The following is a 16377-nucleotide window of genomic DNA, read 5'->3' as shown; positions in this document are numbered from 1 at the left end:
TTACAACAAGATTTTTAAAATGAACTTTTCATTGTATGAAATTAATACAATTTTAACATAACCTTAATACCACTATGGTATTAAATCAGTTATTGATTAATTCAAATAGTAACTAAACTCATACATGATATAACCAATTTATGATTTGGAACTAATTTAACAACCATAAAAAAACCACAAGCTGGAAGCTTGTGGTTTTTTACTATCTTTATTTTTTAGTTAATTGCGAAGCGTTGTTTTGCTTCTGTTTTTGAGCACGAATTTTATATCGATTCTTTTGCATGAATTTAATGCTATTAGTTGCGTACCGAAAACGTCAAATTGCGTAATAAATGCCCATTGATGTCACAATTAAAACGATTAAGATTCATGGTAAATGGGTTTTTAAAAACCGTTTGCCATTGGAATTAAATCCGGTAATAACTAATTCTTTTTGAAGGTTTTGAACTCGTCCATCAACAAAGGCATTTTTAATTTCATACTGAATGATGATTGTGCCTTTCACAATATCTGAATGCACACCATGAATAATTAACCCCTGGTTATTATTTTCACTCACTAATACTTCATTTAATTGTAGATAACGATAGGCTAAAGCAAAGTTTTCGGCTTGTAATGCAGTAGTTGCATCCCGAATATTACTCTGTATTCCGTCATGAACTAACCGAGTCGGAACATCTTCGTTATCAGCGACTATAATCGCGGTATTAACCAGTTTTAAATTGGTTAGTTCAATACGGGCTTGGATTGGGTTAGCTAAAAACTGTGCCAGATCAATGGGATGAGCATTTAAATCAACTTCATTAGTTAGATAACTATTTATGATTTGAATGCTACCAGGTAAAAAAGTAAATTGACCAATGCCATCATTAATCAATAAATATTGGGTCATTTCTTCTACTGGAGCATCACGGGATAACAATTTAACCCAATCTGGATTTAAGACTAATGATAAGGGTTGGGTGATCCGGGAAAATCCTTGTACCCGTAAGAATGATTGTAAAAAAATATTAATTGCTTCAGGTTCATGTAAATTAGTTTTTAACCAATGTAAAATCTCTGAACCAGAAACATGACTAATTGGTTTCAACATACCATCAAAATTCAGCTCGTACGCCCTATCTTGGTAATTTTGGGCGGTAATAATAATTGGTTGACGTTGAAAACCCTGAATGATCACATTGCTTAAACCAATGTTCTGGTAGTTGCCAAAATTATTAATTAGTTGGACATTAGCTTTATTGGGATCAAAAATAGTTTGCAAAATTTTTAATTGATCAACATCAACTGGTGGTACATTAAAGTGTAAAAACGGATTCAGTAAATAAACTTGTTCGTTTTTTTCACTGTAATACACATCTTGTTTACGGACATTTAAGCTAACATTAAATTGCTCTAGTTGTTCTTTTAAAATTGTTAAAGCCTGTTGGTGATAGTTGCTAGTGTCACTAATTTCAATCCCACTATTATCAACTAGTTTTCAAGTAACTAAATCAAATAAACTATCTTCATAATTTAAACTAATATATGCATCATTAACTGCGCTATTAGTGTGACTAATTAAAGCGTGATAATAATCAACCACTTTTCAAGTTTGCAAATTATCATTAGTAATCACCCCTGATATTGGTTGACCATCTAACGCAGTTAACTGGTTATCATCAGTCCGTAATTTAAAATTATTTTCAGCATAATTTTTTCAAGTTGGTAATAAAAATGTCCCTAAAGTGTTGGTAATCTTAAAGGTTTGTTCTTTATCCGCTACAGTGAAATATTGACCATTGAAACCATCAATGTAATTTTCCACTTTAACTGTAATATCTAAACTCCCCTCGTTATAGTTCAGATTACTAAATGATAATGCACTAAACTTGGTCATTTTCCCAACATGGTTTGCATCAACATCATTACTACCAAATGGTACAGTCAAGAATTTTTCCGCATCCGGATTAGTGTAATAAACTGGGTGAATGAATTTAAATTTTAAAATGTTAATTGCATCTTGAGCTGCTAATAATTCAGCATTAGTTAAAGATTTAGTTGTTATGTTATTATAAAATTTTTGGGCCTTAGTAAATAAATCTTCTAATTGATTAACAATTCCTAACACACTTTCGTTAATGAAAGTCCGGTTCACATCAGCATTATTTGCATATGGTAGTTGGGCTTTGGTTGTCTCATCAATTCGCGAAAAGTAGTTGCTTAGAAAGAAACTAATTTCGGGTTGATAAATTTGGGGTGATGAACGCCGTTCAGCTTGATTTGGATTTTCATAAACATTATTAATCAATAAAGTATTAGCAGCAATTTTAACTTCGCCTGTGGAGTTATTAACCTCAATGTTACTAAAATTAGTTAAATCAACATGGGTTTGATAACTGCTATTTGAAGTCGAAGTAGTTAAAACATGATTTAAAAAACCAGTTAATGTATCGTATGCTTGGTAGTTGGTCTGACTGATTAATTGACTATTTTGTCGGTTTTTTAACCGTCTTAGTTGCGCTAATCATTCACTGGGCAATAAGTTTTTTCATTCACGATTTAAAGCATCTTGAAATAAAGCTGTACCACCTTGATAAGTTAGGGGATTTGCTGCAGCATTATTTGGTTGGGATTGGGCAGTGGCATTAACAGCATTTCTATAACTGTTATTAATTGCTTGAATTTGGGTCGTATTTGGTTTTAAAGCAACTAATAATGGTGGTAGAACACTAATTGGCGCATCCGTTGCAGTTCCAACATAAAATTTTCCGTTTAAATAACCACCCTTAATGGTTAAGAAATTAATTCCGACTAAATTAGCATCAACAATTGGTGTTACATCGTTTTCAACAGCCGCAGCATCTAAACTAGCTGTTCCACCAAATCCCATTACTAATTGCTGCTTTTGTTCTTCAGTTAATGATGTTGCCCCAGATAAATGTTTATCTTGATCAAAAGTGGGAGCACTTTCATCAAAATTAATTAGTGGTAAAACTAGAGCACTAAATTTGGCTGAATCATTGACATTATCTAACAGTGCTTGCTTAAACTCTGTAACTGGTTTATCCTGATATTGCGGATGATTGATAATAGCAATACCTGAGGTTGGATCATTATTTTGTTTTCAAGCAAAAACCGAATTGAAATTAGATAAACCAAATAAACTTGCTGTTTTCACATCAATTAAATCACCCAAGGTTCCATTTGTTTTTTGTTCAAATAGACTAACCGCAAAATCAATACTACCAACTTCAGGATTAGGATTTACATCGGTTAATTGTAACTGGGTTTCAGGTGGTAAGAATTGAGCTAATTCAGCAGTTGCATCCGATCATTTTTTGGATGTAACATTTATCTCATTAGCTTGAATTGTTTGGAAAGTTTTTAAAGTGACAAATGTTTTTAATTTGTCATCATTGTAATCAAGCGCAGCTAAATCATTTTGCACATTTGCAACATTAATGGCGAAACTAAATTTTTTAAATGTGGTAATAGTGTAGTTTTCAACTAAATTGATGCCCCCATTACCAGGTGTAGCACTAATTTGTAAAGTAAAGGATAAAGTTCCATCATTCTTATTGAAGAACAAACCACTAATCAACCGCTCAGGATTTGCTAAATCAGCTAATTTGTGAATGTTTTGTCCAGCCAATCCATTACCTGAATTATTCGTTAGATTTGTAGTTAGGGTTTTATCAGTTTTAGTTAACCCAATTCATCTCACTCCCACATGTTCTTTAATTCAAGCAATTGCTGCTTCTGAATTGTGGGGAGCAAATTGATTTGGGGCATGGTTTTGATCATCGAATGAAGTAACTGGTTTGTCATTATCAATCAAAAAAGCCCTTTGATCAGGAAACCCCGTTAGAATGATGTCATCAATAGTAAGTTTGTTATTGTTCGGATCTTTAACATCAAATCCAACCACAATTTCGTTTTTAATTAAATCAACTGATTTAATATGGATTGAGCTGGCATCATTTTTAATGTAGTTTTGCACATAATTGGTTCCCGCAGTTCACTGTTCAATGTCGTTTGCTAAATCAGTGGGGCTAATGCTTGAAGCAAATTTGAAACGGTGGTTAAAATCAGGTGATTGAGCAACATCAAATTTTCTGGCATCTTGGCCAGATGAAGCATTTTTAGCATTTAAAGTGTAAGTCGTATCAGTTAAAACATTAATCGTGTACCGATAGGTTCATTCCTGATTGGGGGCGGTAATAATTAAATTAAAAGATGGTGAATTGGGAATTATCCTGCCATTTTCAATTGTTGCAAATTTAGTTAAATCAATCCCCACTGATCGGGTATTAGTGGCATTAGTTCAAGGTTGTGCTTTTTTTCGGCCGTTATAATAGGGTAGTTGACCTAAAACTTGGGTTAAAAAATCATACCCATTATTAGTTGCAGATCTATTCATAGATCCGCTTGCACCATTGGCGTGATTATTAGTTGGATTGTAATTATCAGATAAATCTTTAAAGTTTAGATTTGCAGCATCCAAACCATTGGCATTAGCATACAAATGCAATCAATCAATATCCGCAAAATGATCTGGTGTTAGATTGTCGCCTTCTTGATTAACTAAAGCAACCGCAATTTTTTGGTGCCCCCATTGCGACCATCTTGTTTCCCTCAAGAATGTCACACCGAATGGTTTTGGGGTAAGGTGCGGGTTAAAATATAAGGCACTTGGGAATTATAAGATTTGTAAGCATCTGATGTGGCTTTTAAAATTGCATCATCAAATTGTTTCCGATCAGGATCAGGACTTACACCCCGATTATACGAACTACTTGTGATTGTTGAAGCTGTTGTCCCAATTAGTTTTACTTCAGTAGATTCAAAACCAGGCAAAATGAATTTTTGGTTATTATTATTCTGGGCCAGAGTCACATTGTAGTTAATTGTTTTATTGTAACTTTGTGAAAAAGTTAGGATTTTATTGTCGTTTAATTGATTGAAAAAAATCGAATATAAATTATTATCACTAGCTCGTTGGACAGCACTGCTTGTAATGTCGTGGATAAAATTCCCATCAAAATTCCCTAAGTAAGTTGAAAACATATACTGGTTAGTTCGGGTTCCAATTCAAACCCGATAAAACCAAGGATAAAACTCAGTAGTTCCGCCAATTTGTTGATTCCAAGGACTAACTGGATATCCATTAACATTCGAATTAACATTTGTACCAGTACCCCCAATTCGGTGGTTATTTGGAATTGTTAGTTTTGGTCAAGTGTATCAGCTACTATTAGTATCTTGCTGGGGTCAAAAATCTAGTAATTGGTTACCATAAAATGCAAAAGTGGGTAGAGTGTAATTATAATTGCCCGTTTTAAAACCATCAAAGATGCCAAAATCTTGAGCAGTTCAACCAAGGGGTTGTCTTTCGTCTGTTTGGTTATAGTATTTCGACCACTGACCTGGGTTTACAACTCCGTAAAAAGCTGAATTATGAGTGCCAATAAAGAAAATTAAACCCTGAAATCATGACAACGGTTTTGCAGCAATTGGAGTAATGTACCGCAACCGGTTATTACCAAAATCAACGTTAGTGAACATATTTTTGGATAACTGAATGCGTTCAATTTGATTATTCGAAAAATCAATCCGGTAAATATCTTTGGAAAGATCTAACCGTACTCCACCAAAATTAATTCCTTTATCTAATTTATAGCTTGTGGAACTATTAGTATTCATTAATGTTCCGTTTGCATCAGTAGTAATATTACTGGTTGCATCATAAGGAACATTAGTCGAACCACTTGTTGCTGATAAACCATTATTATTTGTTGGTGATGCAGCAATTGCATTAATGTATTTCCCACCATCTTTGGCCCGAAAATAAAACGGATCAGCTGAAACTGCATCTAAAAAACTCGTATAATCACTAACAGTTTTCGGTCCGGTTTTAGTTGCTGAAGTTAAGAACGATCTTACATTAGCATAATTAATTGATGGTAAAGTTTCTGTTATTCATTTCTTTATTGCTTTGACTGGTGCTAAATCTTTGGTTTCAGCTTCTGTTCACAAACTAACTAAATATTGATAGTAATTTTGATTAGGTTTAGCAGTTGTTGATGAATTTTGTAATTCGTTATCTGTTTGGTATTCAGTTGAGTAATGGTTATTACTAAAAGTGTTAAAATCACCAATTGCTTGAATCACGTTTCGACTGGCCCGAATGTTTTTTAAAGCCGGAAAATTTTTGTAATTCGGATTGGGAAAATGGGTGATGATATTATCTTCAACATTAATCGTACTTAAACCTTGGTAACGAATTTCATAATTTGAATCCGCAGTGATTTCAGCAGAAGCATTGGCTGTTGTCAATAAATCATAAATCCCCAAACCTCAGCGCAGGTTGGGGTTAAAAATTTCGGCAATCGAACTTAATGCTCGATTGGATAAGTCCAGAGTGATGCTGGGTTGATCAAATGCGGCAAATCATTCGTCTTTAGTAAAAGTATCATCTGCTCCTTTGTGCAAAATGCTGGCTACAGCCGTTCGGATGGCTCGAGTAGGGAAAAATTTAGTTAACGCATTATCAGTTTCTGTTAAACTGGGTCAATGATTTTCTGCTTGATCAGTACTAAATAAACCTGGTGGCGGAGCAAATTTAACATCAGTAATTTCTTTAGTTTGTTTGTTATACTGCACGTATTTTAAATTGACATAATCATAAGCATTCGCCGTGATGATTTGGTTATTTTTAGTCAAACTCACAGTTGTTGCCACGACTCGAATGCCCGTTTTCGGTAAATCACCTTGAAACGAAATTACTTTGGTACTATCTTCAATAATGATATTTTCAATATCAGCTAAATCACGGCCTAAAAACGCGCTTAAATCGGTGTTGTTAACCGAATTAGTAGAAGTTATAACCCCCCCCCGGCGGAGTTGCTTGTCCTGATTGAGTAAAGCGAGCAACCCGAGCTTGCACCGGATCAAATTTTGAATCGGTTAAATGTTGTTGATGCGCTTGTTGAATCAAGTAAATTGCTGTACCTAATCCAAGACTAGTGGACACTAAAATTGCACAACTAATTAATCATTTAGTTGGGAAATATCTCTTACTGTTATGAGTTTTAGAAGAACGATTCTTCTTGAATTTTGATGTCATTGCAAATAGCACTAAGTCTATACCATGACAACTTGTAACTGAAAGAAATTAAAAATAAAGATCTAACGAATCAATTGGTTTTGCACAGTCGATTTTTAGATCACAGAGTTACAACTTTTTTTACAAATTAAATTTTCATTGTATGAAATTAATAACATTTTAACATAACGTTAATACCACTATAGTATTAAAACCCTTGCCCATAATTAAGTATGACACTAAAATCACTCATGCATGATATAACCAGTTTTATGATAAACAATTGTTAGCTGCAAAGAAAAAACCACAAGCTTTTAGCTTGTGGTTTTTTGATTACTAATTTTTTTCAATTGCTGGGCTTAGTTTATTTCTTCACTTTTGCAGCCGTATTGGCCATATAAAATTTCTTGCTCCCTAAATATTTGCGTCTTCAGAAATAATAGGCTAAACCCAGCAAGCTAATGCCACTTGAACCACCAAAGACTGGGGCTAAAACTAAAGGTAATTGGTTTTTGAAATTAGACAAGGTGTAATAAAAGGTTTTTTGACCTAAATTAATCCCGTTTTCATAATAATTTTGAAAGTTTACTTGAATATACAGTTTGCCTAATAAATCATTAGCGCTAACACTTATTTCGGGTTGTTCAATTTGTTTATAATCATCTGCAAATTGCACTAGTGATTGTAGTCGGGGTTGATTCTGATTTAAAATGGTTGTAATTTCGGATGGACTTAATTCTTTCAAAGTTGCATCTTGACTTAGTTCTTCAAAATTAGCTTGAAATTCGGTAGTGAAAGTTGTGTTAACAACTAAAGTGATTTCGGGTACATTAATTACATGATCATTTTGGGGCACATTATCAATGTATCCGTGCAGAATTTGTAAGTTTTTTAAAACAATTGTGCCACTAATATGATCAACCGAAACTGAATCAGTTAATTTGGTTGCTGGATTTAAAATCGCTTGAGTTAAAGGATCAGCAAAAACCGAATTTAAAAATAATAACCCATTACCCATTTTTAACATTTCATTAAATTCTAGTTCGGTAAATGATTGATTCTGCAGTGCTGTTTGGAAATCAAATAATAATTCGGAAACTGATGATTTAGTCCCAAACCGGTTTTGTAATCAACTAATAATGATGGTGTTGTTATTGGGTAATAGTTCAGTTGAACTCACTGCAAAAGGTAAAACAATATCAGCCACCATTAAGGTGGGTCCAATTTTCCCTTCAGCTCAAGGGGTTAAAATGCGAATTTGGCTTAAACGTAATTCGTTTCCACTTAAACTAATGTTGCCAATCTGACCAACTGGACCAATGATGTTATTAGTATCTGAACCATTAGTTAGAACTGAATTAGTTGCATTGCGTAAGTGATACACTTTTTCATTTAAAAATTGTTGGAAAGTAAAGTTTGGATCAACTTGGGTTCCTAATGACAAGCCTAAACGTTGTAATAATAAACTTGGGGGTTGGTTTAAAATGTTTTCATAATCTGTTAACGGATTCCGAATAAATTCGGTGTTAGCACCAGTATTTAAGTATCAAATTTCTGCGACTTCGATTTCATAATCAGGCACCACCGGACTGTTATCATCCATGGTATTTGCATATAAAGCAAAAATTAGTTTATTGACTTTTAAAGTCCGCTCCCCGTTCGAAATTTCAATCTCAGCCGGATAAGCAATCGTAGTGTCATATGATCCCCCATATGGGACATTGTTCGCAGTGAAAGTACTAATTCAGGCTTGCTGAATGGAACCTCAACGATGTGAAGCCCGCACCGATAAATTCTTGCGATTGGCAGTTAAAAATTCTAAATCGGCTTTCATGGTCGCTGCATCAACATCATGTCATAATGGCGCTAGTAAGTTGGCGCTAAATTCGCCTTGACTTAATTGTTCAGGAACAGTTTGGTTCGCATACTTTTTAAAAGTTACGGTTGTCCCGTTCCGTAAAAAATTGACATAAATAAAGTCATTAACCGGATGTAATTCTGTGCCTCCGTTAGCTAAATAGTTCACGATGTGGGGTTTACGAATAATCAAAATCGAAGAATCTAAAGTGGATACTTCAATTCGTTCAGCGATGAAATAAGTGCGGTTCACTCCACTGGACACAGCAGAGTTGACAAACGCTAAATAGTTGGGCAAATAGAAATAACCACTGAAATCAGTTTTTTTGACAAAGTCATTTGCTGATACTTGTTTCAATTGATTAATGCGGGCCAAATCAGTCGGATTAATGCGGGCCGCATTATTATTGACCAATCATCTCCGGATTAAGTTCGAACCCACTTGGGTGGTTTGGTGGACTAAGTTTGGTGTTTTTAACGCTGCAACCGCATCATCAACAACTTGTTTTTGTGCGGTTGTAATTCCAGCTGCAGTGTAGCTGTAGCCAAAATAGAATTTGGCATAATCATCTTTAAACCCAGCCGCAGAAGTGATATTAGCATTAACCTGGAAATTGGTTAAATATTTGTTGGGCAAACTGTAAGTTTTTGCATCTGGTACCACATAGTCAACTGGAGCTTGACCAGCTTGGGAAACATAATGGGTCATGGTGATGGCATTGGCTTCGAATGTAATCGTTCCCGCAACTAAATCCACTTTCACTTTAGTTGGATCAATGCGATAATGGTTTGCACTCACATTATTCGCATTAAAAGTTTTTTTACCAACGTTTAGTGCATCAATGTATGCGGGTGATGAAGTTGGTGAACTAAAAATTTGCTCGACTTCCAGAACTGATTTGTTAGCCAATGCTGAACTAATTGATTTGGATCAAATAAAACTGTTAACAACTGGACTAGCATCCACTGTATATTCAGGCACATCATAAGTCACAGTTTCAAAACTATTCGCTTTTTGTCAGTTTTTAAATTGTAAGTTTTTAAAAGTCAGTTTACCAGTCACATTATCAGCAACTAAACTTTCATTCAAATTGGTTTTTAAAGCAAAATTATTTTTATTAATGTTTTGTAAAGTGAACAAATTCATATCAGTCAAGTTCAAATTGTTATTAACAATTGCTTGTTTTAGATCATAGACATTCATCTGATCTAAAACTTCTTGAATGGTTGTGGCTTTTTCATTATTGGGATCAACTTGAACTAAATTATTTTTTTGCAAATAAGTTTTGATGTTTTGAATTATGTCACTGCTTGATTTTCAATTTAAAGCAGAAACTGGACGTTGACCTTGATAGTTGGGAGAAATGGGAATCGTTAAATAAGTGGGAACAGCTGATTTGGTGCCATTTTCAGGTTGGCCATCATTATATTTAATTCCATTTAAGAAGTGATTTTTTAACCCAATATTGGTAAATCGGATTTGGCCATTATTAACATTGGTAATGAAATTTTCATCCTCAGTTACCAAGTCTGCACTTGTTAATTCGTTGTTGTTTGGTTGATTCAAGACATTTAGAAATTGTTTTGGATTAGCTTTGAACAGTGCTTGAATTTCGTTGGGAGTTTTACCAATTAAAATTGTGTTTAATTGTTCTTGGGTCTTTCAGGTCACTGTTGTTGTTTGGTTAAATAAGTGTTCTCATAACACCGTAATCCGTTGTTCGGGAATGCCGTTAGCTAGATCGCCCGGAATTTTTACCTGTCATAACAAGGTTCCGTTGGCATCATTGGGAAATAAAGTGAAATACTGATCTGCTTTATCTGCAGTAACTGAAGTTCATGTTGATACATCAGTGGTTACTGCTCCTAAATCAAAAATATTGCGAGCGGTAATGGCACTTGCTGGTTTAGAAATAATTTCTTTGAATAATGCTAATTTAGTTGAATCATTTTTAAAGCTATCTGCAACAAAAGTTTGTTGACTAGTATCATCGGCAATATTTTTTCCGATTATCGTGGTGTTGGTTTTGGGTAAGCCAGTTCATTTATAAACAGCAGTTTTTAGTTGGGTTGGATAGTTGAAACTAGTGCCATTGGCAAATGTATAATCGGGAATTTCCACTTTAAACTGAACCGTGCCATCAACTTGGTTTTTAATAATGTCAGTAATTCATTGCGAATTAACTTGTGCTAATTGGTGTTGATTAGTTTCAATTTCAGCTTGTTGTTTTCCTGTAGTCATTTTGTTGCCCAAGTAATTAGTTTTAAAAGTTTTAGCAATTAATTGGGCGTTAATACTACTGTAATTAGCTACTGTAATAATTTTATTTTTTACACTTTGAGGAGCAGTGTACTCTAATAAATTATTATTGATATTACTAGAATTGAAATCTTCAAATTCACCACGTTCATTTTCTTTTTGAATTTGGGCTTTAGCAAATCCGGTCACAGTTTTATTGACTGTCACATCAATGGTAGGAGTACTATTATTTGCCGCGGTTGCTTGAGCATCATTTGGTTTAAATAACCGACCTTGACGTGAATAGCCTGGTGAATAAACCCGGAATTTATAAGTTAATGATCCAGCTTCAGGATTATAAGTTAGTTGCACATCATTTTGATTTAACCGTTCAATATAAATTTCATCAAATTTTTTGGTTGATTTTCAGAATTTATTTTTGCCATCTAAAATATCATCGGCCCGCACGTTTTGGGGGAATTTATTTTGGTATTCAGAGAGATTAAGGTCGCTGGTGCTTGTTCCTACTTGCGTACTAAAGTTAGCAGTTTGATCTAATTCTGTTGCAATATGATCGACCACATTAAAATAACTGGAATAATTATATAAACCATTATTCATTACCAATGATGAAGTATATGGTACTGGTGTATCTTTGGCCACTCCAAAACTACTGTTTCGACCAATATTAGAGACCCAAGTGACTGGTGAACCAATTGTTAAATTCACAATTGGTAAATTCCCAAAAATACTCCCAAAATGTTTAATACTATTTTTAGCTGTATTACCAGATATTTTCCCTGATTTAGTTTTATCAAAAAGATTAATTGGGTTTTCAGCATAATTAGCCATTAACCCAATTTCACTTCGTCCTGATGGTGAAAAATTTAAACGGGCATTAAAGTTTTCATAGTTCCGTGCATCATAAAAAACATTGCCATCAAAAACGGGTGTATAGTCTGCACCCCGTTCGGATTTAGCAAATGATTTAGCAGTTACTAAATAAGTGCGGAATGGTTTATAACGTTTGTAATAAGTTTGATTATTAGGATCAGTAAAACTCATGCGCCCTTGAAGATTGTTTCTAACAATATCTACTAAACCTTTCGTTCCTCAAAAACCCACTTTTTTCCCATTATTATTTCCGGTGATGAAATCTTCTAGAGTCGGTGCATCTGACGCTCTTTCATTTGGATTATATAAATTAGATCAAGTACCACTTTCATTTTTACCAAAATCAGAAAGTTTGGGCACTTCTCATTGAATACCACCCCCACTTAAACTAGTTGTTCCAGCATATTCATCCTGATTAGATGGTGTAGTACTATCGCCCCGAGGCATTGTTGTTGACGGTACTGTATTATCCCAATCATTTCCTTCATTACCATCTCCTCGGGAATCTTGGTTTTGTTCTAATAAACCAAAACCATTAAATGAGCGAAATGAATAAACGCTCAATAACGGCCGGGCAAAATTATAACCAGTCCGAATTCTGCTTGTCCACCCATTTAAACCCATAAATGGGAAAATGGAATCGGGTTGGGGCACTAATAATTCCGCATTTGCATTAGGATTGGATTCGTCATTTTTAGTTTTGGAAGTTTCAATAATTTTGTCTTGTGCTTTTTTATAATCTGATTTTTTATAATCTTCTAAACCAATGTATAAGTTAGCACTTTTTTGTTGGGGGGAAGTTGAAGAGTTAGAATCAAATGTCACATTGGCATTACTAAAGATCATTGGCGCAACAAGATTATTATTAGAAAAACTAAAATATGGTCTTTTCGCACCCGAATCTGCTGTCATACCTGTTCCTTTGCTAACTCCTGAATCCAATTGGTTAGTTGCTCGATCCGGAACATCATTATAATTCCCAAAAGTTAAACCACGAATGGGTCATGGCGATTGGCGTCAGCGTGCAACTTGTTCATCACTGTATTTATACTGACTTTGATCATTATCTTTTTTATCGCCAGAATTATAAACATTGATCCCATACGGACCGCGAATACTTGGATCTTGAATGCTTAGTAAATTCGCACTATTTTTAGAGGTTTTTAATGAATATCACGGCGTTGCATAAATTCCCATTGGATCGGATTCGGTTCCTGAACCCAATTTGTTATTACTCATGTTTAAATAAGCTAAATTAATTTTTAAAAAATATTTGGGAATTTCGCGGATGTTGTTTGAAGCAACATCAAAAAACCGGGGCACATTATCCCGAATGGGATTATCATACTGCTCTTGTGCCTTAGTTCTTTCTGCTGAATCAGCAGCACTAGTATCTTCAGGATCTTCTACATAAGATGCCACATTAATCATTTGGTTCAAATGAGAATTGGATGCCAAAATTTTATAAAGTTTGGGCATTTTAGTTTTGTCAAACTTAATTTCATAATCACCAAAATGATTATTAGATAAATTAATGTTTCATAATGCACTCCAAGTGATATCTGGATTTAAAATTGCATCAATTTCAGTTAAATTTAAATCACTCAAATCAAGTGATTTAACTGTTGCTAATGCTGCTTTAGTAACTTGGGAATTAACCCCTAAATCATACTGATCACTAGGATTTTTTTCAGCTGCTTTTAATGCATCTAACACCCGAGTTGCTAAACGAGATAGTGGAAAGACATCAATGATTCGTTTAGAATTACTATCTTTTCATTCCACATAATTAACAGCAGTTGCAGCTTGTTGTTTTGGTAGTAAATGATTAGTTGGAAATGGGGAAGGGGCTTGGGTCATTTGGTTAATGCTCAAGCTAAAACTAGTTAGTGTCACTAGTCCTAAAATTAATAAGTTGGTATTAAATTTTTTCTTATTGGAAAATTTGAATTGAATATTCATAAAAAATTATTGCTTTTTAGCTAATCGTAAACCACTGTTATTGTTACGTTTATTAAAACGTAATTTGGTTAAACGAGAACAAATTTTCGTTCTCCGTGCATAAATTTGATGCTATTAGTTATGTGTAACGATAATGTCAAATTGCGTAATAAATGCCCATTGTTAACACCATTAAAATGATTAGTACTCATGGTAAATGGGTCGTTAAAAATCGTTGATCATTGAAATCAAAACCAGTAATAATTAATTCTTTTTGGAGGTTTTTAATTTGACCATCCACAAAAGCATTTTTGATTTCATACTGAATGCTGATCGTTTCTTTCACAATGTCAGAAACAATATTATGGATAATTAAACCTTGTTCATTATTTTCACTAATTAACACCTCATTCAATTGTAAATACCGGTAAACTAGAACAAAATTACTTGCTTGTGAAGCAGTAGTTGCATCCCAAATATTAGTTTGCACTCCATCATGTGCTAACTAGGTCAGGCTACATCATTTTTGCATCCGTTATAATACAGCAATTGACCTAAAACTTGAGTTCAAAAATCATACCCATTGTTGATTAAAGTTCTATTCATCGAAGACCTCCCGACGTAATTGAGATATTATTGGTTAGGTTGTCATCACTTGTTAAATCTTGAAAATGGAAATTAAAAACATTTAAGCCATTGACATTAGCATACAAACTGACCCGGTCGATATCAGCAAAATTTTCAGAAGAAACATCATCCTCATTTTGATCAACTAAAGAAACTTGAATTTTTTGGCCACTACCAGTTCGAACATCTTGTTTCTCCCAAGCATTCAGAATCGAATGATTTTGGGGTAAGGTGTAAGTTAAGGTGTAAGGCACTTGAAAATTATATGATTTGTAAGCATCTGATGAAGCTTTTAAAATTGCATCATCAAATTGTTTCTGATATAGATAACTTGTGAAATTATTAGTGTTCGTTAATGTTCCGCTTGCATCAGTGGTAATAGCACTGGTTGCATCATCAGGAACATTAGTCAAAGACTCACTTGAAGGTAATAAACCATTATTATTGAGAGTATTAAAATCACCAATTACTTGAATCGCATTTCCACTGGTCCAAATGTTTTTTAAAGACGGAAAATTTTTGTATTTGAAGTTGGGGAAATGAGTGATAATATTGTCTTTAACATCAATCGTACTTAAACCCTGATAGCGAATTTCGTGATTCGAATCCGTAGTAATTTCAGCAGAAGCATTAGCTGTACCTAATAAATCATAAAGACCCAAACCTCAGCGGAGGTTTGGGTTAAAAATTTTGGCAATTGAGTTTAAAGCATGATTGGATAAGTCCAGAGTAGTGCTGGTTTTATCAAATGTGATAAATGATTTCGTTTTAAAAAAAGTCCCATCTGCTGGTTCATCTAAAAGATTAACCACAGCCGTTTGAATTGCACAATTGGGGAAAAATTTAGTTAACCCATTATCAGAATTTTGTAAAACTGGTCAGTTATTAGAATCAGTGCCAAATAAGCTTGGAAACAAAGCAAATCTAACATCAGTATAAATTTTAGTTTGCTTGTTATACTGAACATATTTTAAATCCAGATCGTTATAAGCATTTGCAGTGCTGGTTTGATTATTTTTGTTCAAACTCACAGCTGTTGTTACTGCTCAGATTCCAGTTTTGGCTAAATTACCTGGAAATGGAATTATTTTGGTGTTGGTTTTAATAATGATGTTTTTAAGGTCATCTAAATCACGACCTAAAAACGTGTTTAAATTTGTTTCATTATTGCAACTAGTAGGAGTTATACCCCCCCCCGGCGGAGTTGGGTGACTGGATTGAGTGCTGTGGTCAATGATCATTTGCACTGAATCAACTAAGTGTTGCAGATCGATTTGTTTGGTCAAGTAACTTAAAGTGTTGAAGCCAACATTAATAGATACTAAATTTCCAAAATTAATTAACCATTTAGTAGATAGATCCCATTTGTTATCATTAGTTTGGGATGTGAAATTGGTTTCAAATTTTGATGTCATTGCAAATAGCACTAAGTCTATACCATGACAACTTGTAACTGAAAGAAATTAAAAATAAAAATCTAACGAATCAACTAGCTTTGCACAGTCGATTTTTAGATCACAGAGTTACAACGTTTTTTAAAATAAAATTTTCATTGTATGAAATTAATATCATTTTAACATAACGTTAATATCACTATGGTATTAAAAGCATTGAACAGATATTAAAATAAGACAACACCTTCTCTCCTGCATGATATAACCAATCTTGTAATATACAATTATCCGATGCAAGAAAAAAACCACAAGCTTTTAGCTTGTGGTTTTTTGATTAC

Annotated in this window: 6 protein-coding genes; all 6 read right to left on the bottom strand. The window is 33.9% G+C overall.

Annotated elements, in window-relative coordinates; all coding sequences use genetic code 4:
- Window positions 1–208: 208 nt before the first annotated feature.
- Window positions 209–4630, bottom strand: a complete 4422-nt coding sequence (locus NPA10_RS01430) for a hypothetical protein (protein ID WP_256547764.1) — start codon at window positions 4628–4630, stop codon at window positions 209–211.
- The gene (locus tag NPA10_RS01425; protein WP_256547763.1) at window positions 4567–6915 is read right to left on the bottom strand and encodes a hypothetical protein; all 2349 of its coding nucleotides are present in this window, start codon (window positions 6913–6915) and stop codon (window positions 4567–4569) included. The genes NPA10_RS01430 and NPA10_RS01425 overlap by 64 nt, the downstream gene beginning before the upstream one ends.
- Window positions 6854–7108 carry a hypothetical protein gene (locus tag NPA10_RS01420; RefSeq protein WP_256547762.1) on the bottom strand — a complete coding sequence of 85 codons (255 nt, stop codon included), beginning with the start codon at window positions 7106–7108 and terminating at the stop codon, window positions 6854–6856. The genes NPA10_RS01425 and NPA10_RS01420 overlap by 62 nt, the downstream gene beginning before the upstream one ends.
- A 343-nt stretch (window positions 7109–7451) precedes the next feature.
- Window positions 7452–14039, bottom strand: a complete 6588-nt coding sequence (locus NPA10_RS01415; protein WP_256547761.1) for a hypothetical protein — start codon at window positions 14037–14039, stop codon at window positions 7452–7454.
- Window positions 14040–14157: 118 nt separating this feature from the next.
- A complete protein-coding gene (locus NPA10_RS01410) occupies window positions 14158–14508 on the bottom strand; it encodes a hypothetical protein (protein ID WP_256547760.1) in 351 nt (116 codons plus the stop codon).
- A gap of 100 nt (window positions 14509–14608) precedes the next feature.
- Complete coding sequence (locus NPA10_RS01405) at window positions 14609–16060, bottom strand: hypothetical protein (RefSeq protein WP_256547759.1); 1452 nt, start codon at window positions 16058–16060, stop codon at window positions 14609–14611.
- Window positions 16061–16377: the final 317 nt, after the last annotated feature.

Origin of the sequence: Mycoplasmoides fastidiosum, from assembly GCF_024498275.1 — a bacterium.
Classification (GTDB): Bacteria; Bacillota_I; Bacilli_A; order Mycoplasmatales; family Mycoplasmoidaceae; genus Mycoplasma_N; species Mycoplasma_N fastidiosum.
The sequence above is the reverse complement of the archived record's forward strand: the minus strand, read 5'-3'. Positions and strand labels throughout refer to the sequence as shown.